Source organism: Lelliottia nimipressuralis (assembly GCF_041464075.1).
In the GTDB taxonomy this organism is placed as follows: domain Bacteria; phylum Pseudomonadota; class Gammaproteobacteria; order Enterobacterales; family Enterobacteriaceae; genus Enterobacter; species Enterobacter nimipressuralis.
Genome location: NZ_CP167172.1, coordinates 2,926,856 through 2,949,271 on the forward strand (window position 1 = coordinate 2,926,856; position 22,416 = coordinate 2,949,271).

Here is a 22,416-nt window from a genome sequence, read left to right on the forward strand (position 1 = left end):
ATTATTGGTTTTTAAGAATAATATTAAGCGCAAATTTTTATGGTTTTAGGAATTTCTTTATATTGACAAAATACGGACATAAAACATTTCATGCGATATTTCCTAATTATCCGCTTAACCGGATAATTTCACTTTCATATAGAAATAACAGGGTTATTCGCCGTGGCTATTTCCCGCGCTTTCATTAAGAGAAATCTCAAGCAGTCATTGCAATTTTTGCCAGCTTTATCCATGATCGAAGTGTGACAAATGTCATATCTTCAGAGGTACTGCTATTACTATGGAATGGATTGCCGATCCATCAATCTGGGCCGGGCTGGTGACGCTGGTCGTCATCGAATTAGTGCTTGGCATCGATAACCTGGTCTTTATTGCCATCCTCGCCGAAAAATTGCCCCCGGCGCAGCGCGACCGCGCACGCGTTACCGGTTTGCTGTTGGCGATGGTGATGCGTTTGCTGTTACTGGCTTCGATCTCCTGGTTGGTCACCCTGACCACTCCCCTCTTCTCGTTCCACGGCCTGAGCTTTAGCGCCCGTGACGTGATCATGTTGTTTGGCGGCCTGTTCCTGCTGTTCAAAGCCACCGTTGAGCTGAATGAACGGCTCGAAGGGAAAGACAGCGAGAACCCCACCCAGCGTCGTGGGGCGAAGTTCTGGCCCGTGGTCGCGCAAATCGTGGTGCTGGACGCGGTCTTCTCGCTGGATTCCGTGATTACCGCCGTGGGGATGGTCGATCATCTGCCCGTCATGATGGCGGCGGTGATTATTGCCATCACGCTGATGGTGATGGCGAGCAAGGCCCTGACGCGCTTTGTGAACAGCCATCCAACGATTGTGATTTTGTGTCTGAGCTTCCTGCTGATGATCGGCTTTAGCCTGGTCGCAGACGGCTTTGGCTTCCATATTCCAAAAGGCTATCTGTACGCGGCGATCGGTTTCTCGGTGATTATTGAATCCCTGAACCAGCTGGCGATTTTCAACCGCCGCCGTTTTCTCTCTGCCAATCAGACCTTGCGTCAGCGCACGGCGGAGACCGTTCTGCGCCTGCTTAGCGGTAAGAAAGAGGACGCCGAGCTGGATGCAGAGTCAGCGTCACTGCTTGCCGATCACGACGACAGCCAGATCTTTAACCCGCAGGAGCGGCGGATGATTGAGCGCGTGCTCAATCTTAACCAGCGCTCGGTCAGTAGCATCATGACGTCGCGCCACGATATCGAACATATCGACCTGAATTCGCCGGAAGCACAGATCCGCGCCCTGCTGGATAAAAACCAGCACACCCGCGTGGTGGTGACCGGCGGTGATGATGAGGAAGGTCTGCTTGGGGTGGTGCACGTCATTGACCTGCTCCAGCAGTCCCTGCGCGGTGAGCCACTGGATTTACGTGCGCTGATCCGCCAGCCGCTGGTGTTCCCGGAAACCCTGCCGCTGCTTTCGGCGCTGGAACAGTTCCGCAACGCGCGCACCCACTTTGCCTTTGTGGTCGATGAGTTTGGCTCCGTTGAAGGGCTGGTGACGCTGAGCGACGTGATGGAAACCATCGCCGGTAATTTGCCTAACGAAGTGGATGAGATCGACGCCCGCCACGACATCCAGAAAAATGCCGATGGGTCCTGGACTGCCAACGGTCATATGCCGCTGGAAGATTTAGTGCAGTACGTTCCACTGCCGCTGGATGAGAAGCGCGAATACCACACGATCGCCGGTCTGCTGATGGAATACTTACAGCGCATTCCGCAGCCGGGTGAAGAGGTTCAGGTAGGGGAATATGTGCTGAAAACGCTGCAGGTGGAGAGTCACCGCGTGCAGAAAGTGCAGCTGATCCCCCTGCGCGGGGAGGATGATTTGGATTTTGAGGTTTGATCTCCTCTCATTCCCCTCTCCCGTTCAAGGAGAGGGGGATGATTGGATCAGAGCTTATCTAAAAGCTTCTTCACATCTTTGCTGTTCTGCGAATCTTTATTCTTATCCGCCCACTCATTCAGACGGCGTTTTGCTTCATCCTGCAGATGTTTACGCAAGATCTGGTCAACCTGAAGACTGTAATTCAGCTCCTGCCATCTGCCGTAAACGTTGAGTGGGATAGCCGTCTCTTTCAGGACATCAATCAGTGGGCCTTCGCCTTCCCAGCCGGACATCACGCGGACGTTAAAGCGCGTATCCGTCGTCTCTTTCACCAGATCCAGCGTGCCTTTGCCCGTGACCGCCAGCATCGAGGATTGCCCCTGCATGTCATCGAGCGTGAGCTGCCCGTTGTCGAGCGTCAGATCGGTGGTAAAGGTGTCGAGTTTCGTCGCGCTGTCGAAGTTCTCTTTGGCTTTGACATTACTGCTGCGCTCGACGGCCTGCTGCACCAGCTGCTGGAAGTTCAGCCCTTCCATGCGGCTGTTGGCGAGGTCAACGTGCGCCTGCCCCTGCCAGCTGTGACGGAAGGCGTCAGCGTCAATCTTATCGCCGGAGAAATCTCCCGCCATGGTCAGATTACCGGTCAGCGCGATAGGATAATCGAAGGCTTTGAGGATAGTGCCAATCTCGATGTTCTCAAGACGCGGCTGGAACTCGGCCTTCGCCATATCCTTACGCACGTCCAGCATGCCAGGCAGCGAAATATGCCCCGCCCCCATCTGACCGCTTAGCTCGGAAATGACCAGTAAACCGTTGTGGTTCAGCATCTGACTACTGACGTTAGTGAAGTCGATGCCCCGCCAGCGCACCGAGTTGGCTTTAAGCAGAATATCCGCCGTAAAGCTGCGCAGCCCGTTGTAATCTGGCGCGTCGACGTTTGACGCAATAACCGGTCGCATCTGTTTCGGCAGCCCGGGTGCCTGAGCGCCGTCACCCTCTTTCGCCGGGACCGGCTGCGGAGGCAACAGATTTTCCAGGTTGAGCTTGTCGAACTGAAGATCAAAGACCCATTTCGGCTCTTCGCCCAGCAGCACGCTGGCACGACCTTTTAATGAACTGTCATTTGCCTGCAGGTTGAGATTATTCAGTTCAAGCTGTTTTTGCTCTTCGCGCCACATCGCCTGCAGCGTGCCCTGGCCGGTGATCCCTTGCGTCGGGAGATCGGCGCCAGAGAGTTGCCAGTTCAGCTGTTGAATATCGGCGGTAAGTTGATGCGGGTAGTCCGACGCGTTGACGCGAGCATTTAGCGACAGAGTCAGGTCACGCTGATTGCGATTAATGCGACCTGAAAAATCGACCGTCGCCAGATGATGCGGGTCCTGTTCCATCGTCAGATTAATATTGCGCACGGTGACCTGGTCGTCATCCTCATGCTGGAAGACCAGCACGCTGTCCGCCACTTTCAGACTGGCGATATCAAATGACCAGCCCGCATCTTCGGGGACGTCGGGAAGTGAATTAGCGCGAGGCGCAACAGGCTCACCCGGTTTACGGACGGCTTCTGTTTGTGGCGTCAGCTGAATGACAGCACCTTTCAGCATCACCTGACGCACCTGCAGCTGGTGCGAAAGCAGCGGCATTAAGGCGACGTCCAGACGCATATTGTCGGCAGAGACCACCGGCAAAGCGGCGCCCGGTGCAGTGAGTGACATGCGGCCAGACAGAATGCTGAGCTGCGGCCAGACGTGCCAGCGAAGAGGCCCATCCAGCTTCAGTTCATACCCGCTTCGAGCTTCGACCTGGCGGACCATGTAGGCGCGGAAATCATTGGGGTTAACCAGCAGAACCAACGCTGAAAGGCCAGCAACCAGCACCACCAGCAAAATCATCAGCGTTGTAAGAACTCTTCTCATGGCATCCTCGATGAAGCCTAAATCAGTCTTTATCAATACGACTGGCAACCGCACCCTGCTGGTCGCGGTACTTCGCGTCCTGACGGCGGTTGTAAGGGCGCTCGGCCGGGCCGGTCAGCGGCTCGAAGCTCAGCGCACCAATCATCATACCAGGGCGCAACGCCAGCGGTAATTTACCGGCATTAAAGAACTCAAGCACGATACGGCCAGACCAGCCGGGATCAATACGGTGCGCGGTGACGTGCACCATCAGCCCCAGACGCGCCAGAGACGAGCGGCCATCGAGCCAGCCCACCAGATCGGCAGGCAGCGTCACGGATTCATAGGTCACCGCCAGCGCCAGTTCGCCCGGGTGCAGATAGAAAGCGTCGCCTTCCGCCAGCACAATTTCATCGCTCATGACGCGATCGAGCGCGGCGCTGACTTCGTCTTTCGGTCCGCTCAAATCAATAAAAGGTGCGGTGTGGCCGCTGAAAGTACGGAATTTATTGCCCAAACGCACATCAACGGTGACACCGTTAATGCGTTCTACTGGCGGACGCGGGGTGATAGACAGACGCCCTTCATCCAGCCAGGCTTCTATATCTCGGTCACAAAGACGCATGACACTTTCTCCTTTCGTGCATCAAACCCTGAAACCGCACTGGCTTCAGGGCAAACCCGGTTATCTCTGAACGGTACACAATTCGGGCGTATTATTCAAAAAACTGGCTAATTTTCGCTTTCAGGATATCGATAGCAATGCGGTTTTTACCCCCGCGCGGCACGATGATATCAGCGTACTGTTTGGACGGTTCAATAAACTGCAGGAACATCGGACGTACGGTTTTCTGATACTGCGCCATCACGGAGTCCATCGAACGACCACGCTCGTTCACGTCGCGCTTGATACGACGCATCAGACAGATGTCCAGCGGCGTGTCGACGAAAATCGAGAAGTTCATCGCTTCGCGCAAGCGCGCATCGGTCAGCAGCAGGATGCCTTCCAGAATGATGACCTTTTTCGGTTCAATGTGAATCGTTTCTTGCGTACGCGTGTGGTCGACATAGCTATAGACCGGCAGATCGATAGGCGTGCCGCTTTTGATCATTTGCAAATGCTGGAACAGCAGGCTGTGATCCATGGCATTAGGATGGTCGTAATTCGTTTTTACGCGTTCTTCCATCGACAGATGGGATTGATCTTTATAGTAGCTGTCTTCGGGAATGACGCCGATGTGCTCATCACCAACTTGTTCGCGCAGTTCGCGATAAAGCGTACTGGCAATAAGACTTTTACCTGAAGCTGATGCGCCGGCGATGCCTATGATGACGCACTGATGAGACTTATCAGTCATAAATTTAGCGACCTGATTAACCTGGATGTAAAGGAAGGACGACGCCTGAGCGTCAAACGCGGCAATTATAGGGATTTCGCGTGCCTGATACTAGTGGAAAGGGCAGGTAATGCGAGAGTCATTCCAAATCCCTCTTTTCGCCCTGACCGAAATTTTAACGGTCATTTTTAACGCGTTAAACCTGAAATTTCTGCTGACTAAGTATTTAATAACTCTATGATGACAAATTATGAGCAGTCGGCATATGAATTGTAAATTGTTTGTACTAGCATAATCCAAATTAAAATTCTCATTCGTGCGGACCTTGTTCCTGGCAGCATGGCGTCTCTGGATAAAGCGGTAATGAATAAACAATACCAGCATGTTTTGGTGACTACCCCACATCCTTTACTACGGCTTGTCAGTCTTGGTCTGGTGACCTTCATCTTCACCCTTTTCTCGCTCGAGCTGACGCGTTTCGGTACTTTACTGGCACCGTTATGGTTCCCGACGTCGATCATGATGGTCGCCTTCTATCGCCACGCCGGAAAGATGTGGCCAGGAATCGCCCTCGCCTGCTCGTTTGGTAACATTCTTGCCTCATGGATGCTGTTTTCCTGGGAAACCCTCAGTTTCTGGTACACGGCCATCAACGTGATCGAAGCGTGCGTCGGCGCGCTGCTGCTGCGTAAATTATTGCCCTGGTATAACCCGCTCAAAAATCTTAGCGACTGGATTCGTCTGGCGATAGGCAGCGCCGTGGTGCCGCCGCTGTTGGGCGGCGTTCTGGCCTGGCTGCTGGTCCCCAGCGCCGAGCCGCTGCGTAACTTTTTTGTGTGGGTGCTTTCAGAATCTATCGGCGCGCTGGCGCTGGTCCCACTCGGTCTGCTGTTTAAACCGCACTATTTACTGCGCCACCGCAACCCGAAACTGCTGCTGGAAACCCTGCTCACTATGGCGGTCACGCTGGTGCTGTGCTGGGTGTCGATCACTTTCCTGCCCTGGCCATTTACCTGCGTAATTGTGTTACTGATGTGGAGCGCGGTGCGTCTGCCGCGCATGGAGGCGTTCCTCGTCTTTCTGGTGACGGTGATGATGGTGTCGCTGATGATTGCGACCAAACCGGCGTTGCTCACGCCCCAGAACACCGACGTGATGCTCAACGCTCCCTGGCTGCCCTTCCTGATGATGCTCCTGCCGGCGAACGTGATGACCATGGTGATGTACGCCTTTCGCGCCGAGCGCAAGCACATCACGGAGAGTGAAGAACGCTTTCGTAATGCGATGGAGTATTCCGCCATCGGCATGGCGCTGGTCGGCATTGAAGGGCAGTGGCTGCAGGCAAACAAGGCGCTGTGCCAGTTCCTTGGCTACTCGCAGCCTGAGCTGCAGGCCCTGACTTTCCAGCAGTTGACCTGGCCGGAAGATTTAAATTCCGACCTGAAAAGCCTGGAAGATCTGGTACGTGGCGACATCAACAGCTATTCAATGGAAAAGCGCTATTACACCCGCAACGGCGAGGTGGTCTGGGCGCTGCTGACGGTCTCCGTGGTGCGTCATACGGACGGCTCCCCGCTCTATTTCATCGCGCAAATCGAAGACATCAACGACCTCAAGCATACGGAGTGGGTTAATAAGCGCCTGATGGAGCGTATTACGCTCGCGAACGAAGCGGGCGGCATCGGTATCTGGGAGTGGGATTTACAGCCGGATGTGATCAGCTGGGACAAACGTATGTTCGAGATGTACGAGATCCCGTCGCATATCAAACCGACCTGGCAGCTGTGGCACGAGAGCATGCTTCCGGAGGATCGCGAGCATGCCGAACAGGTGATCCGCGATGCCCTGATGGCGCGCGTGCCGTTTAAGCTCGAATTCCGCATACGCGTCAAAGAGGGGGTGCGTCATATCCGCTCGCTGGCGAATCGGGTGCTCAACAAGCAGGGCGAAGTCGAACGCCTGCTGGGCATCAATATGGACATGACCGAAGTTAAAGAACTTAACGAAGCCCTGTTCCAGGAAAAAGAGCGTCTGCATATCACCCTCGACTCTATCGGCGAGGCGGTGCTGTGTACCGATATCGATATGCACGTCACCTTTATGAACCCGGTCGCAGAGAAAATGAGCGGCTGGACGCAGCAGGAAGCGATGGGACAGCCCATCCTCAACGTGCTGCACATTACCTTCGGCGAGAACGGCCCGCCGATGGAAAATATTCACAGCGGCGATATGTCACGTTCTGATATTAATCAGGATGTGGTCCTGCACAGCCGCAATAGCGGCAGCTTCGATATTCACTACAGCATCACGCCGCTGAGCACCCTCGACGGGCAGAATATCGGCTCGGTGCTGGTCATTCAGGACGTCACCGAGTCGCGCAAAATGCTGCGTCAGCTAAGCTACAGCGCCTCTCACGACGCCCTCACCCACCTGGCGAACCGCGTCAGCTTTGAAAGCCATCTCAAGCGTCTGCTGCAAACCGTGCATGACACCCATCAGCGCCACGCGCTGGTCTTTATCGATCTCGACCGCTTCAAAGCGGTGAACGACACCGCAGGCCACGCAGCGGGCGACGCCCTGCTGCGCGAACTGTCGTCTCTGATGCTGAGTATGCTGCGCTCAAGCGACGTGCTGGCGCGACTGGGCGGCGATGAATTTGGCCTGCTGCTGCCGGACTGTAACGTCGAGAGCGCACGCTATATCGCGGGCCGAATTATTCATGCCATCAACGATTACCACTTCATGTGGGAAGGTCGCCTGCACCGCATCGGCGCCAGCGCCGGGATCACGCTGATTGACGACACAAACAGCCTGGCCGCAGAAGTCATGTCCCAGGCCGATATCGCCTGCTACGCCTCGAAAAACAACGGTCGCGGCGTGGTAACGGTGTACGAACCGCAGCAGGAGAGAATTCACAGCGCGCGCAGCATGATGTCGCTGGATGAGCAATGGCACATGATCAAAGACAACCATCTGCTGATGATTGGCCGCAGCGTCGCGTCGCCGCGCATTCCGGAGAGCAGCAACTTCTGGCTGGTCTCCCTGCGGCTGTGGACCAGCCAGGGCGAAGTGCTCGAAGAACACGCGTTCCGCTCGGGGCTGGCAGAACCGGATCTGCTGCACGCCCTCGATCGTCGTATTTTCCAGGAATTTTTCCGCGCCTTTGCCGTTCAGGTAGCGAATAAAGGGATGGGTGTGGCGCTGCCGCTCTCGCCTGAAGGGATGTCCAGCTCGACGCTGGTGAATGAACTGCTCGATTTGCTGGAAAAAAGCCCACTGCCGGGGCGTCTGCTGCATCTGGTGATCCCGGTCGAAACCCTGCAAAACCAGGATGCGACGATTCAGGACGGGCTGCAAAAACTGCGTCAGGCCGGTTGCCGCATTATTCTGAGCCAGGTCGGGCGCGATATGGACATCTTTAACCACCTGAGCGCCCACATGGCGGATTACCTGCTGCTGGACCCGGAGCTGGTGACCAACGTCCACGGTAATCTGATGGACGAAATGATGGTGACCATTATCCAGGGCCACGCCCAGCGACTGGGGATGAAAACCATTGCCGGGCCGAGCAATCAGCCGCTGATGATGGATACCCTTTCCGGCATTGGCATCGACTTCATCTATGGCGATTCCATTGCCGAACCGCAGCCGCTGGAGCTACTGCTCAACACCAGTTATTTCGCTATCAACTGAGGGTGCCCAGTTTTCCGTATACCAGATATGGAGCAGCGCATAAGACCGCCACGGCTGCCAGCGCAGCGCATACTTGCGGATCTGCGCCGGCGTCATACCGGCGAAGCGCTGTTTGATCAGATAGTCATCCGGCAAGAACACATCTTTCGCCTGCCAGCCGCGCAGGGCTAAGTAATTAGCCGTCCAGCGCCCGATCCCGGGCCGCGCCTGGAGCGCCTTCATTCCGCTCTCAATATCTTCCGGCGGCTGGAGCGGAAAAGTGCCGTCAACGACCGACTGCGCAAGGTGAATCAGCGACTCCGCGCGTTTCACCGGCATCCCCAGCGCCTTGAGCGCCAGCGGATCGGCAGCGGCCAGTGCCGCCGGGGTCGGAAAGCAGGTGTAATCCGGGAATCCCTTCAGCGGTTCGCCGCAGAGCGCGACCACGCGCGCCGCGAGTTTCGCCGCCATCGACACACTCACCAGCTGCCCGAGAATCGCCCGCACACCCTGTTCGTACGCATCCATCGCCCCCGGCAGGCGTAATCCTGGACGCGCTGCGCCCAGCTCACCCAGCGTGGCAGCGATGTGCTGCGGATTGCAGGAGAGATCGAACAGGCGGTCGATACGCGCCAGACAGTTCTGTGCGACCGGCACCAGCCCTTCGCTGAGCGTGACCTGCAGGGTGCAATCCGCCAGCGATGGCGTGACCCGAAACAGCCCCTGATGGCCGTCGCAGGTGAAACTGCGCTCGTAATAGGTATCGGTCACGGTCTCCACGCCCGCGACCGCACGCGCGCCAAGAAAGCCAAACATCCATTGCCAGTCGTAGGGGGGTTGCCAGTTCAGGGTGTACATCATCGCTCCTTTTGTTGTCTTCACAGCATAACCCGACCTTACGCGGCGTGCCTTGCTTTCATATTCCTGTTGTCGTGAGCGAGACATTTCGCTAAAGTCTCGCCCCTTCTCAACGGCATGGGGATTACGTCAGTGTTTATTGGTTTTGACTACGGTACGGCAAACTGCTCTGTGGCGGTGATGGATGACAACACGCCACGTCTGCTGAAAATGGAAAAAGAGAGCTCGCTGCTGCCGTCGATGCTGTGTGCGCCGACGCGCGAAGCCGTGAGCGAATGGCTGTATCGCCACCATCAGGTTCCGGCGACTGCCACAGAGACGCAGGCGTTACTGCGTCGTGCCGTGAATTTCAACCGCGACGAAGATATCGACGTCACGCCGTCCAGCGTACAGTTCGGGTTGTCCTCTCTGGCGCAGTACATTGAAGATCCGGAAGAAGTTTACTTCGTTAAATCCCCCAAATCCTTCCTCGGTGCCAGCGGGCTTAAGCCGCAGCAGGTAGCCCTGTTTGAAGATCTGGTGTGCGCGATGATGCTGCACATTCGCAACCAGGCGCAGACGCAGGTGTCGGACGCGATTACCCAGGCCGTCATTGGCCGCCCGATTAACTTCCAGGGGCTGGGCGGCGATGAAGCCAACCAGCAGGCGCAGGGTATTCTTGAGCGCGCGGCCCATCGCGCCGGTTTCCGCGACGTTGTGTTCCAGTATGAGCCGGTCGCTGCGGGTCTGGATTTTGAAGCGACGCTGCGCGAAGAGAAACGTGTGCTGGTGGTGGATATCGGTGGGGGTACTACCGACTGCTCCCTGCTACTGATGGGGCCTCAATGGCACCAGCGCCGCGACCGCGAAAACAGCCTGTTAGGGCACAGCGGTTGTCGCGTAGGCGGTAACGATCTGGATATCGCCCTGGCATTTAAAAGCCTGATGCCGCTGCTCGGTATGGGCGGGCAAACGGAAAAAGGGACCGCCCTGCCGATTCTGCCATGGTGGAATGCCGTCGCGATTAACGACGTTCCGGCGCAGAGCGATTTCTACAGTACAGCTAACGGACGCTTCCTGAACGACCTGGTGCGTGACGCCCAGGACGGCGACAAAGTGGCCCTGCTGCATAAAGTCTGGCGTCAACGTCTGAGCTACCGTGTGGTGCGCAGTGCGGAAGAGAGCAAAATTGCCCTCTCCGATGCGACCGAGCACGACGTCACGCTGCCGTTTATCAGCGATGAACTGGCGACCGCCATTTCTCAGCATGGGCTTGAGACAGCGCTGTCGCAGCCGCTGCAGCGCATTCTGGAGCAGGTCCAACTGGCGCTGGAAAACGGTAACGAGAAGCCGGATGTGATCTACCTGACGGGCGGTAGCGCACGTTCACCGCTGATCAAGAAAGCGCTGGCAGAACAGTTGCCGGGCATTCCGATTGCCGGTGGCGATGATTTTGGCTCCGTCACCGCCGGGCTGGCACGCTGGGCGAAGGTGATGTTCAGCTGATATTTGTCGGGGTCTGTGCGGGCTGATGCCCTCCCCCCGCGCCCGGTAAGAGCGAGAAATCCTCAAAACGGCAGCTCAGGTTGCCGTTTTGCTTTTATCTCTCAGACAAATCCAGACAGTCTTTCATATTTCCTCCATTATTCCACTGCGTTGCCTGACTAAACTAGTATCATTCCCCGAAGTGTTTCAGGAAGAGAACGTATAACGATGAAAGGCAGCAAAAAATTCCGCTGGGCAATTGCCGCCGGTGTCATTGTGGTGGCCCTTGCCGCCGCGTGGTACTGGCACAATCAATCGGCGCAGAGTGCCGCTCCGGCAGGCGCTAACGGCCAGACGCAACGCCCTGCGGGCGGTGGACGCCACGGCATGCGCGGTGGCGCGCTTGCCCCGGTACAGGCCGCGACCGCCGTCAGCAAATCGGTTCCTCGTTATCTCACCGGTCTTGGGACGGTCACCGCTGCAAACACAGTAACCGTGCGCAGCCGCGTCGATGGACAGCTGATGGCGATCCACTTCCAGGAAGGCCAACAGGTCAAAGCTGGCGATCTGCTGGCTGAAATCGATCCGAGTCAGTTCAAAGTGGCGCTCGCGCAGGCGCAAGGCCAGCTCGCCAAAGATAAAGCAACGCTTGCCAACGCCCAGCGCGATCTGGCGCGTTATCAGCAACTGGTGAAAACCAACCTCGTTTCCCGTCAGGAGCTGGACACGCAGCAGTCGCTGGTGAGCGAAGCCCAGGGCACCATTAAAGCGGATGAAGCCGCCGTTGCCAGCGCACAGTTGCAACTCGACTGGAGTCGCATTACCGCGCCGATTGACGGACGCGTCGGCCTGAAACAGGTCGATATCGGCAACCAGATCTCCAGCGGCGACACCACCGGCATCGTGGTGCTCACCCAAACGCATCCGATTGATCTCGTCTTCACCCTGCCGGAAAGCGAAATCGCCACCGTCGTTCAGGCGCAAAAAAACGGCCAGACCCTGGCGGTAGAAGCCTGGGATCGTGCGAACAAAGCCAAGCTGAGCGACGGCCAACTGCTGAGCCTGGATAACCAGATCGATACCACCACCGGCACCATCAAGCTTAAAGCCCGCTTTACCAATCAGGATGACGCCCTGTTCCCGAACCAGTTCGTCAACGCGCGCATGCTGGTCGCTACCGAAGAGAATGCGGTGGTGATCCCAACGGCGGCGCTGCAGATGGGCAACGAAGGCAACTTTGTTTGGGTACTGAACAGTGACAATAAAGTCAGCAAACATCTGGTGAAACCGGGCATTCAGGACAGCCAGACGGTCGTCATCAGCGCGGGCCTTTCCGCAGGCGATCGTGTGGTGACGGACGGGATCGACCGTCTGACCGAAGGGGCCAAAGTCGAAGTCGTTGAAGCACACACGGATACGGCCACCAGCGAAAAACCGGCTAAACGTGAACACGTGAAACAGGGAGCGGCGTCCTGATGCAGGTATTGCCACCCAGCTCCACAGGTGGGCCATCACGCCTGTTCATTTTACGCCCCGTCGCCACCACGCTGCTGATGGTGGCGATCCTGCTGGCAGGGATTATCGGCTATCGCTTCCTGCCCGTGTCGGCCCTGCCCGAAGTGGATTACCCAACGATTCAGGTCATCACCCTCTATCCTGGCGCCAGCCCGGATGTGGTGACGTCGGCGATCACTGCCCCGCTGGAGCGCCAGTTTGGGCAAATGTCGGGCCTGAAACAGATGTCATCGCAAAGCTCCGGCGGCGCATCGGTGGTGACGCTACAGTTCCAGCTCACCCTGCCTCTCGACGTGGCCGAGCAGGAAGTGCAGGCGGCGATTAACGCAGCCACCAATCTGCTGCCCTCCGACCTGCCCAATCCACCGGTTTACAGCAAGGTCAATCCGGCGGATCCGCCGATCATGACCCTCGCCGTCACCTCCTCCGCCATGCCGATGACACAGGTGGAAGATATGGTGGAAACGCGCGTGGCGCAGAAAATCTCCCAGGTCTCCGGCGTCGGGCTGGTCACACTCTCCGGTGGTCAGCGTCCGGCCGTGCGCGTGAAACTGAACGCCCAGGCGATTGCCGCCCTCGGATTGACCAGTGAAACCATCCGCTCCGCCATCAGCAGCGCCAACGTCAACTCGGCAAAAGGCTCGCTGGACGGCCCAACGCGCGCCGTCACGCTCTCGGCTAACGACCAGATGCAGTCCGCCGACGAGTATCGTCAGTTGATTGTAGCTTACCAGAACGGCGCCCCCATTCGCCTCGGCGATGTGGCAACCGTAGAGCAAGGCGCAGAAAACAGCTGGCTCGGCGCATGGGCCAACAAACAGCAGGCGATCGTGATGAACGTCCAGCGCCAGCCGGGCGCGAACATTATCGACACCGCCGACAGCATTCGCACCATGTTGCCGCAGCTGATCGAAAGCCTGCCGAAATCGGTGAGCGTCAAGGTCCTGTCGGATCGCACCACCAATATCCGCGCCTCCGTCAGCGACACTCAGTTCGAGCTAATGCTGGCGATTGCGCTGGTGGTGATGATTATTTACGTCTTCCTGCGTAACGTTCCAGCGACCATTATCCCTGCCGTCGCCGTTCCGCTGTCGCTGGTCGGGACCTTTGCGGTGATGGTGTTCCTCGATTTCTCCATCAACAACCTCACCCTGATGGCGCTCACCATCGCCACCGGGTTCGTGGTCGATGATGCAATCGTGGTCATCGAGAACATTTCGCGCTATATCGAAAAAGGCGAGAAGCCGCTGGCCGCAGCGCTAAAAGGCGCAGGCGAGATCGGCTTTACCATTATCTCCCTCACTTTCTCGCTGATTGCGGTACTGATCCCGCTGCTGTTTATGGGCGATATCGTTGGCCGTCTGTTCCGCGAATTTGCCGTCACTCTGGCAGTGGCGATTCTCATCTCCGCCGTGGTCTCCCTGACGCTGACGCCGATGATGTGCGCCCGCATGCTGAGCGCGGAGTCCCTGCGCAAGCAAAACCGTTTTTCTCGCGCCTCCGAGCGCCTGTTTGAACGCGTGATTGCGGCCTATGGCCGAATGCTGACCAAAGTGCTCAATCACCCGTGGGCGACGTTGAGCGTCGCGCTGGGAACGCTGGCCCTGAGCGTGCTGCTGTGGGTGATGATCCCGAAAGGCTTCTTCCCGATTCAGGATAACGGCATTATTCAGGGTACGCTGCAGGCACCGCAGTCCGTCTCCTTCGCCAGCATGGCCCAGCGCCAGCAGCAGGTATCCGAGGTGATCATGAAAGATCCGGCGGTCGAGAGCCTGACGTCGTTTGTCGGCGTCGACGGCACCAATCCGTCGCTGAACAGCGCTCGCCTGCAGATCAATCTCAAACCGCTGGACGACCGCGACGATCGCGTGAATACCGTGATCGAACGGCTGCAAACTGCGGTGGCAAGAGTGCCAGGCGTCGAGCTGTATCTCCAGCCGACTCAGGATTTGACCATCGATACCACCGTCAGCCGCACCCAGTACCAGTTCACCCTGCAGGCCACCAGCCTGGAGGCGCTTAGCACCTGGGTTCCGCAACTGGTCAGTAAGCTCCAGGAACTGCCGCAGCTGTCGGACGTGAGCAGCGACTGGCAGGATCAGGGGCTGGCGGCCTACGTCAACGTTAACCGTGACACCGCCAGCCGTCTGGGCATTTCCATGGCCGATGTGGATAACGCGCTGTACAACGCCTTCGGCCAGCGCCTGATCTCCACGATTTACACCCAGGCCAACCAGTATCGCGTGGTGCTGGAGCACAACACTGAACAGACGCCGGGCCTTGCGGCGCTGGATTCGATTCGCCTGACCAGTAAAGACGGCGGGATGGTGCCGCTGAACGCAATTGCCACCGTCGAGCAGCGCTTTACGCCGCTCTCCATCAACCATCTCGACCAGTTCCCGTCCACCACCATTTCGTTTAACGTGCCGGACAATTACTCCCTCGGGGAAGCGGTGGAGTCTATTCTCAACGCCGAGAAAACCCTCAGCTTCCCGACGGATATCCAGACCCAGTTCCAGGGCAGCACCCTGGCGTTCCAGGCCGCACTCGGGAACACCATCTGGCTTATCGTGGCGGCGGTGGTGGCGATGTATATCGTGCTCGGCGTACTGTACGAGAGCTTTATCCATCCGGTGACGATCCTCTCCACCCTGCCCACGGCGGGCGTGGGCGCGCTGCTGGCGCTGATGCTGTCGGGCAGTGAGCTGGATGTGATCGCGATTATCGGCATTATTTTGCTGATCGGCATCGTCAAGAAAAACGCCATCATGATGATCGACTTCGCCCTTGCCGCCGAGCGCGAGCAGGGCATGGCCCCGCGCGAGGCCATTTTCCAGGCCTGCCTGCTGCGTTTTCGCCCGATCCTGATGACCACCATGGCCGCCCTGCTTGGCGCACTGCCGCTGATGCTCAGTACCGGCGTCGGTGCGGAATTGCGCCGTCCGCTGGGGATCGGTATGGTCGGCGGTTTGCTGGTAAGCCAGGTGCTGACGCTGTTCACCACGCCGGTGATTTACCTGCTGTTTGACAGTCTGGCGCTGAGGCTCAAAGCGCGCTTCCCGAAACGTGAAGAGGAGGCGTAAGTGAAGTTTTTCGCCCTCTTCATTTACCGCCCGGTGGCAACGATTTTGATCTCCCTCGCCATCACCCTGTGCGGCGTGCTCGGCTTCCGGCTGCTGCCGGTGGCCCCGCTGCCGCAGGTGGATTTCCCGGTGATCATGATCAGCGCCTCCCTGCCCGGCGCGTCGCCAGAAACGATGGCCTCGTCGGTGGCCACGCCGCTTGAGCGCTCTCTCGGGCGCATTGCGGGCGTCAGTGAAATGACCTCCAGCAGTTCCCTCGGCAGCACGCGAATCATTCTGGAATTCAACTTTGACCGCGATATCAATGGCGCCGCCCGCGACGTACAGGCCGCCATCAACGCCGCGCAAAGCCTGCTGCCCAGCGGCATGCCGAGCCGGCCGACCTATCGCAAAGCCAACCCGTCCGATGCGCCGATTATGATTCTGACGCTGACATCCGACACCTACTCTCAGGGCGAACTCTACGATTTCGCCTCGACGCAGCTGGCGCAGACCATCGCCCAGATCGACGGCGTCGGCGACGTCGATGTCGGCGGTAGCTCCCTGCCCGCGGTACGCGTGGGCCTGAACCCGGAAGCGCTGTTTAACCAGGGTGTCTCGCTGGATGATGTGCGCAGCGCCATCAGCAATGCCAACGTGCGCAGGCCGCAGGGGGCGATTGAGGACAGCAGCCATCGCTGGCAGATCCAGACCAACGACGAGCTAAAAACCGCGGCGGAATATCAGCCGCTGATTATTCATTACAACAACGGCGCGGCGGTGCGTTTAAGCGATGTGGCCAGTGTCACCGACTCGGTGCAGGACGTGCGTAACGCCGGGATGACGAACGCTAAACCGGCGATTTTGCTGATGATCCGCAAACTGCCGGAAGCCAATATCATCCAGACGGTGAACAGCATTCGTGAACGCCTGCCGGAATTGCAGGAGACGATTCCGGCGGCGATCGATCTTCAAATCGCCCAGGATCGCTCCCCGACCATCCGCGCCTCGCTGGAAGAGGTCGAGCAGACGCTGATTATCTCCGTCGGGCTGGTTATCCTGGTGGTGTTCCTGTTCCTGCGCTCCGGTCGTGCGACGCTGATCCCTGCCGTAGCGGTGCCCGTATCGCTGATTGGCACCTTCGCCGCCATGTACCTGTGCGGATTTAGTCTTAACAACCTGTCGCTGATGGCCCTGACTATCGCCACCGGATTCGTGGTCGATGACGCCATCGTGGTGCTGGAAAATATTTCGCGCCATCTGGAAGCGGGGATGAAACCGTTGCAGGCCGCGCTTCAGGGGACGCGGGAAGTGGGCTTTACGGTGCTCTCCATGAGCCTGTCGCTGGTTGCGGTATTCCTGCCGCTGCTGCTGATGGGCGGACTGCCGGGGCGGTTATTGCGCGAGTTCGCCGTCACGCTTTCTGTCGCCATAGGTATTTCGCTGGTGATCTCCCTGACCCTGACGCCGATGATGTGCGGCTGGATGCTTAAGCGCAGCAAGCCCCATTCCCAGCCGCGTAAAAAAGGCGTTGGCCGCCTGCTGGTGGCGATGCAGGAGGGTTACGGCAAGTCACTGAAATGGGTGCTGAACCATACGCGAATCGTCGGTTTTGTGCTGGTGGGCACCATCGCGCTCAACGTCTGGATGTACATCAGCATTCCGAAAACCTTTTTCCCCGAGCAGGACACAGGCGTGCTGATGGGCGGGATTCAGGCGGATCAGAGCATTTCATTCCAGGCGATGCGCGTGAAGCTGCAGGATTTCATGAAGATCATCCGGGAAGATCCCGCCGTCGATAACGTGACGGGCTTTACCGGCGGTTCGCGCGTTAACAGCGGGATGATGTTTATCACCCTGAAAGCACGCGGCGAGCGCAACGAAACGGCGCAGCAGGTGATTGACCGCCTGCGCGTGAAGCTCGCCAAAGAACCGGGCGCGAATCTGTTTTTGATGGCCGTTCAGGATATCCGCGTCGGTGGGCGTCAGGCCAACGCCAGCTATCAGTACACCCTTTTGTCAGACGATCTGGCCGCCCTGCGCGAGTGGGAGCCGAAAATCCGCAAAGCGCTGGCGGCCCTGCCGGAGCTGGCCGATGTGAACTCGGACCAGCAGGATAACGGCGCGGAGATGAACCTGACCTATGACCGCGAAACCATGGCGCGGCTCGGCATTAACGTTGAAGCGGCCAACAGTTTGCTCAACAACGCCTTTGGTCAGCGCCAGATTTCCACTATCTACCAGCCGATGAACCAGTACAAAGTGGTGATGGAAGTCGATCCGCGCTACACCCAGGACATCAGCGCGCTGGATAAGATGTACGTTATCAACAACGACGGTAAATCGATCCCCCTCTCCTACTTCGCCAGCTGGCAGCCCGCCAACGCGCCGCTGTCGGTAAACCATCAGGGGCTGTCGGCGGCGTCAACGGTGTCATTTAACCTGCCAACCGGCTCGTCGCTTTCTGAGGCGAGCGATGCGATCAACCGCGCCATGACCCAGCTTGGCGTGCCGTCGACCGTGCGCGGCAGCTTTGCAGGCACCGCGCAGGTGTTTCAGGAGACGATGAACTCTCAGGTGATTTTGATTCTGGCGGCGATTGCGACGGTCTATATCGTGCTCGGCATTCTGTACGAAAGCTACGTCCATCCGCTGACGATCCTCTCCACTCTGCCGTCGGCGGGCGTCGGCGCGCTGCTGGCGCTGGAGTTATTCGGCGCACCCTTTAGCCTCATTGCGCTTATCGGGATCATGCTATTAATAGGCATAGTGAAGAAAAACGCGATCATGATGGTCGATTTCGCCCTCGACGCGCAGCGCAACGGCAATATGTCGCCGCAGGACGCCATTTTCCAGGCCTGCCTGCTGCGCTTCCGCCCGATTATGATGACCACGCTGGCGGCGCTGTTTGGCGCACTGCCGCTGGTGATTTCCGGCGGTGATGGCTCTGAACTGCGCCAGCCGCTGGGGATCACCATTGTCGGCGGGCTGGTGATGAGCCAGCTGTTGACGCTCTATACCACACCGGTGGTGTACCTGTTCTTCGACCGCCTGCGGGTGCGTTTTTCACGTAAAAACAGAGAAACGGTAAGCGAGTAAATGACTGATCTGCCCAACAATGTTCGCTGGCAACTGTGGATTGTCGCCTTCGGCTTCTTTATGCAGTCGCTGGATACCACCATTGTTAACACCGCCCTCCCCTCGATGGCGAAAAGCCTGGGGGAGAGTCCGCTGCATATGCACATGGTCATCGTCTCCTATGTGCTGACGGTGGCGGTGATGCTGCCCGCCAGCGGCTGGCTGGCGGACAAAGTTGGGGTGCGCAATATCTTCTTCACCGCCATTATTCTGTTCACCCTCGGTTCGCTGTTTTGCGCGCAGGCCGACACGCTGAACGAGCTGGTGATGGCGCGCGTGTTGCAGGGCGTCGGCGGAGCGATGATGGTGCCCGTCGGCAGACTGACGGTGATGAAAATTGTGCCGCGCGAGCAGTATATGGCGGCGATGACCTTCGTGACGCTGCCCGGCCAGGTCGGGCCATTGCTCGGCCCTGCCCTCGGCGGGATTCTGGTGGAGTACGCCTCCTGGCACTGGATTTTCCTGATTAATCTTCCGGTCGGGGTTGTCGGCGCGATCGCCACGCTGTGGCTGATGCCGAACTACAAAATGCAGACGCGGCGCTTTGATCTCTTCGGCTTTGTGCTGCTGGCAGCGGGCATGGCGACGCTGACCCTGGCGCTGGACGGGCAAAAAGGGCTGGGGATTTCCACCCTGACGCTGGCGCTGCTGGTGACTATCGGCGTTCTGTCGGTGCTGTGGTATCTGTGGCACGCCAGGGATAACGACCAGGCGCTGTTCAGCCTGTCGCTGTTTCGCAATCACACCTTCAGCCTCGGGCTGCTCGGCAGCTTCGCCGGGCGTCTTGGCAGCGGCATGTTGCCGTTTATGACGCCGGTGTTCCTGCAGATCGGACTGGGCTTTTCGCCGTTCCACGCCGGTTTGATGATGATCCCGATGGTGCTAGGCAGCATGGGCATGAAACGCATTGTGGTGCAGGTGGTTAACCGCTTTGGCTATCGCCGGGTGCTGGTCGCCGCAACGCTGGGACTGGCGCTGATCAGCCTGCTGTTTATGGCCGTGGCGCTGATGGGCTGGTACTACGCCCTGCCGCTGGTGCTGTTCTTCCAGGGGGTGATTAACTCCACGCGTTTCTCGTCGATGAACACTCTGACGCTGAAGGATCTGCCCGACGAACTGGCGAGCAGCGGCAACAGTTTGCTGTCGATGATCATGCAGCTCTCCATGAGCGTGGGCGTGACCGTCGCGGGCCTGCTGCTCGGCATGTACGGTCAGCATCATCTGGGCGCTGATACCGCCGGCGCGCATCAGGTCTTCCTTTACACCTATCTCAGCATGGCAGTGATTATCGCCCTGCCCGCCTTAATTTTCGCCCGGGTCCCGGATGATACCAGCAAGAACGTCGTCATCAGCCGACGTAAAAGGAGTGAGTCATGAAATTCTGGCGCCCCGGCATTACTGGAAAACTGTTTCTGGCGATTTTCGCCACCTGTATCGTGCTGCTCATCACCATGCACTGGGCCGTGCGGGTCAGCTTCGAACGGGGTTTTATCGACTACATTAAGCGCGGAAACGAACAGCGACTGCAGGGCTTGAGCGACGCGCTGGCCGATCAGTATGCCCTGCACGGCAACTGGCGTTTCCTGCGCAATAACGACCGTTTTGTGTTCCAGATCCTCAAATCGCTTGAGCACGATAACGACGACGATCGCCCGGGGCCGGGGATGCCGCCACACGGCTGGCGCACACAGTTCTGGGTGATCGACCAGGATAAATACGTGCTGGTCGGGCCTCGCGCGCCGGTTCCACCAGACGGCACGCGGCGGGCCATTATGTTTAACGGTGCCACTGTCGGTTGGGTGATCGCCTCTCCGGTCGAACGGCTGACGCGCAACACGGATATCAACTTTGATCGCCAGCAACGCCAGACCAGTTGGCTGATTGTCGCCCTCTCCACCCTGCTTGCGGCACTGGCGACATTCCCGCTGGCGCGCGGCCTGCTGGCCCCCGTCAAACGGCTGGTGGAAGGCACGCACAAGCTGGCGGCAGGAGACTTTACCACCCGCGTGGATACCCGTAGCCAGGACGAGCTGGGCAAACTGGCGCAGGACTTCAACCAGCTCGCCAGTACGCTTGAGAAAAACCAGCAGATGCGCCGCGATTTTATGGCCGATATTTCCCACGAGCTGCGCACGCCGCTGGCGGTGCTGCGCGGTGAACTGGAAGCCATTCAGGACGGCGTGCGCCAGTTTACGCCTGAGTCCGTCACCTCGTTACAGGCAGAAGTGGGCACCCTCACCAAGCTGGTGGACGATCTGCATCAGCTTTCCATGTCCGATGAGGGCGCGCTGGCCTATCAAAAAGCGCCTGTCGATGTGATCAATATCCTGGAAGTGGTCAGCGGTGCGTTCCGCGAACGCTTCGCCAGCCGGAATCTGAAAATTGAACTCTCCCTGCCGGATAGCGCCGTGGTCTTCGGCGATCCTGACCGTCTGATGCAGCTGTTTAATAACCTGCTGGAAAACAGTCTGCGCTATACGGACGGCGGCGGCGCACTGCGCATTTCTGGCCGCGTCGAAGACGGGCGTTTCGCCCTCACCTTTGCCGATTCCGCGCCGGGAGTGCAGGACGCGCAGCTGGAGAAACTGTTCGAGCGCTTTTACCGCACCGAAGGTTCCCGCAACCGTGCCAGCGGCGGTTCGGGTCTGGGGCTGGCGATTTGCGTTAACATCGTCGAGGCGCACGGCGGCACTATCCGCGCCGCCCATTCGCCTTTTGGCGGGGTTAGCATTACAGTAGAGTTACCGCTGGAACGCGATTTATCGAGAGAAGTATGACTGAGTTACCCATTGACGAAAACACGCCGCGTATTCTGATCGTGGAGGACGAGCCTAAGCTTGGGCAGTTATTGATCGACTATTTACGCGCGGCAAGCTATGCCCCCACGCTGATTAATCACGGCGATCAGGTGCTGCCCTATGTGCGCCAGACGCCGCCGCATCTGATCCTGCTTGATCTCATGCTCCCTGGCACCGACGGCCTGACGCTGTGCCGCGAAATCCGCCGTTTTTCCGACGTACCGATTGTGATGGTGACGGCGAAAATCGAAGAGATCGATCGCCTGCTGGGGCTGGAAATCGGTGCCGATGATTACATCTGCAAACCCTACAGCCCGCGTGAAGTGGTCGCCCGCGTGAAAACGATTCTGCGCCGCTGCCGTCCACAGCGCGAACTACAGGTGCTCGACGCCGAAAGCCCGCTGATTGTCGATGAGAGCCGCTTCCAGGCAAGCTGGCGCAGCAAACTGCTGGACCTGACGCCGGCGGAATTCCGCTTGCTGAAAACCCTCTCTCACGAGCCGGGGAAAGTGTTCTCCCGCGAACAGCTGCTGAATCATCTCTATGACGATTACCGCGTGGTGACGGACCGCACCATAGACAGCCATATCAAGAACCTGCGCCGTAAACTGGAAGCGCTCGACGCCGATCAGTCGTTTATCCGCGCGGTGTACGGCGTGGGGTATCGCTGGGAGGCGGATGCCTGTCGGATTGCGTAAAAGAATTTCCCCCATCAAATCTGACCCGCCTGCTGGCGGGTTTTTCTTCACTAGAAAGTCTCACATTATCATCCATACTCTTCTTGTCGGTGCGTTTAGCTGTCGCCTGTTTCTCGTTAACTTTCCTCAAGGAGTG

13 protein-coding genes are annotated in these 22,416 nt (G+C 58.1%); 9 read left to right on the top strand and 4 right to left on the bottom strand.

Going from position 1 to position 22,416, the window contains the following annotated elements:
* Window positions 1-280 precede the first annotated feature (280 nt).
* The gene (locus ACB496_RS14080) at window positions 281-1,864 is read left to right on the top strand and encodes a TerC family protein (RefSeq protein WP_100779604.1); all 1,584 of its coding nucleotides are present in this window, start codon (window positions 281-283) and stop codon (window positions 1,862-1,864) included.
* Window positions 1,865-1,911: 47 nt separating this feature from the next.
* Here ACB496_RS14080 and asmA read toward each other — a convergent pair whose 3' ends face one another.
* From asmA to udk, 3 genes are all read right to left on the bottom strand, one after another.
* Window positions 1,912-3,759 (bottom strand): outer membrane assembly protein AsmA, encoded by a 1,848-nt coding sequence (asmA, locus tag ACB496_RS14085; RefSeq protein ID WP_371972884.1) that lies wholly within the window; start codon window positions 3,757-3,759, stop codon window positions 1,912-1,914.
* A 22-nt stretch (window positions 3,760-3,781) separates the two neighbouring features.
* Complete coding sequence (gene dcd / locus ACB496_RS14090; protein ID WP_100779602.1) at window positions 3,782-4,363, bottom strand: dCTP deaminase; 582 nt, start codon at window positions 4,361-4,363, stop codon at window positions 3,782-3,784.
* A 91-nt stretch (window positions 4,364-4,454) separates the two neighbouring features.
* A complete protein-coding gene (udk, locus tag ACB496_RS14095) occupies window positions 4,455-5,096 on the bottom strand; it encodes a uridine kinase (protein ID WP_100779601.1) in 642 nt (213 codons plus the stop codon).
* A gap of 342 nt (window positions 5,097-5,438) precedes the next feature.
* On the opposite strand from udk, the gene ACB496_RS14100 reads away from it, so the two are divergent.
* Window positions 5,439-8,768 (top strand): diguanylate cyclase, encoded by a 3,330-nt coding sequence (locus ACB496_RS14100; protein ID WP_107704247.1) that lies wholly within the window; start codon window positions 5,439-5,441, stop codon window positions 8,766-8,768.
* Here the strand turns inward: ACB496_RS14100 and alkA are convergent.
* Complete coding sequence (gene alkA / locus ACB496_RS14105) at window positions 8,733-9,605, bottom strand: DNA-3-methyladenine glycosylase 2 (protein WP_314522810.1); 873 nt, start codon at window positions 9,603-9,605, stop codon at window positions 8,733-8,735. The two genes, ACB496_RS14100 and alkA, sit on opposite strands and share 36 nt — an antisense overlap.
* 132 nt (window positions 9,606-9,737) lie before the next feature.
* Here alkA and yegD point away from each other — a divergent pair, with 132 nt between their 5' ends.
* The 7 genes from yegD to baeR all read left to right on the top strand — a co-directional run bounded on the left by yegD (window position 9,738) and on the right by baeR (window position 22,280).
* Window positions 9,738-11,090: a molecular chaperone gene (gene yegD / locus ACB496_RS14110; RefSeq protein ID WP_371972885.1), complete on the top strand. Its 1,353-nt coding sequence runs from the start codon at window positions 9,738-9,740 to the stop codon at window positions 11,088-11,090.
* 207 nt (window positions 11,091-11,297) lie between these two features.
* On the top strand, window positions 11,298-12,545 hold the full coding sequence (locus ACB496_RS14115; protein ID WP_102104101.1) for an MdtA/MuxA family multidrug efflux RND transporter periplasmic adaptor subunit: 1,248 nt from the start codon (window positions 11,298-11,300) through the stop codon (window positions 12,543-12,545).
* Window positions 12,545-15,667, top strand: a complete 3,123-nt coding sequence (locus tag ACB496_RS14120) for an MdtB/MuxB family multidrug efflux RND transporter permease subunit (RefSeq protein ID WP_371972886.1) — start codon at window positions 12,545-12,547, stop codon at window positions 15,665-15,667. The genes ACB496_RS14115 and ACB496_RS14120 overlap by 1 nt, the downstream gene beginning before the upstream one ends.
* The gene (gene mdtC / locus ACB496_RS14125) at window positions 15,668-18,745 is read left to right on the top strand and encodes a multidrug efflux RND transporter permease subunit MdtC (protein ID WP_100779595.1); all 3,078 of its coding nucleotides are present in this window, start codon (window positions 15,668-15,670) and stop codon (window positions 18,743-18,745) included. It begins immediately after the preceding gene.
* Entirely contained in the window at window positions 18,746-20,161 is a 1,416-nt protein-coding gene (locus ACB496_RS14130; protein WP_371972887.1) for an MFS transporter, read from the top strand.
* A complete protein-coding gene (gene baeS, locus ACB496_RS14135) occupies window positions 20,158-21,561 on the top strand; it encodes a two-component system sensor histidine kinase BaeS (RefSeq protein WP_100779593.1) in 1,404 nt (467 codons plus the stop codon). The genes ACB496_RS14130 and baeS overlap by 4 nt, the downstream gene beginning before the upstream one ends.
* A complete protein-coding gene (gene baeR, locus ACB496_RS14140) occupies window positions 21,558-22,280 on the top strand; it encodes a two-component system response regulator BaeR (RefSeq protein ID WP_100779592.1) in 723 nt (240 codons plus the stop codon). The genes baeS and baeR overlap by 4 nt, the downstream gene beginning before the upstream one ends.
* Window positions 22,281-22,416: the final 136 nt, after the last annotated feature.

What these genes read in the sequence shown, in the direction of transcription:
- ACB496_RS14080 (WP_100779604.1), top strand. Translation starts at nt 281, where the DNA reads ATGGAATGGATTGCCGATCCATCAATCTGGGCCGGGCTGGTGACGCTG.
- asmA (WP_371972884.1), bottom strand. Translation starts at nt 3,759, where the DNA reads ATGAGAAGAGTTCTTACAACGCTGATGATTTTGCTGGTGGTGCTGGTT.
- dcd (WP_100779602.1), bottom strand. Translation starts at nt 4,363, where the DNA reads ATGCGTCTTTGTGACCGAGATATAGAAGCCTGGCTGGATGAAGGGCGT.
- udk (WP_100779601.1), bottom strand. Translation starts at nt 5,096, where the DNA reads ATGACTGATAAGTCTCATCAGTGCGTCATCATAGGCATCGCCGGCGCA.
- ACB496_RS14100 (WP_107704247.1), top strand. Translation starts at nt 5,439, where the DNA reads ATGAATAAACAATACCAGCATGTTTTGGTGACTACCCCACATCCTTTA.
- alkA (WP_314522810.1), bottom strand. Translation starts at nt 9,605, where the DNA reads ATGTACACCCTGAACTGGCAACCCCCCTACGACTGGCAATGGATGTTT.
- ACB496_RS14115 (WP_102104101.1), top strand. Translation starts at nt 11,298, where the DNA reads ATGAAAGGCAGCAAAAAATTCCGCTGGGCAATTGCCGCCGGTGTCATT.
- ACB496_RS14120 (WP_371972886.1), top strand. Translation starts at nt 12,545, where the DNA reads ATGCAGGTATTGCCACCCAGCTCCACAGGTGGGCCATCACGCCTGTTC.
- ACB496_RS14130 (WP_371972887.1), top strand. Translation starts at nt 18,746, where the DNA reads ATGACTGATCTGCCCAACAATGTTCGCTGGCAACTGTGGATTGTCGCC.
- baeS (WP_100779593.1), top strand. Translation starts at nt 20,158, where the DNA reads ATGAAATTCTGGCGCCCCGGCATTACTGGAAAACTGTTTCTGGCGATT.
- baeR (WP_100779592.1), top strand. Translation starts at nt 21,558, where the DNA reads ATGACTGAGTTACCCATTGACGAAAACACGCCGCGTATTCTGATCGTG.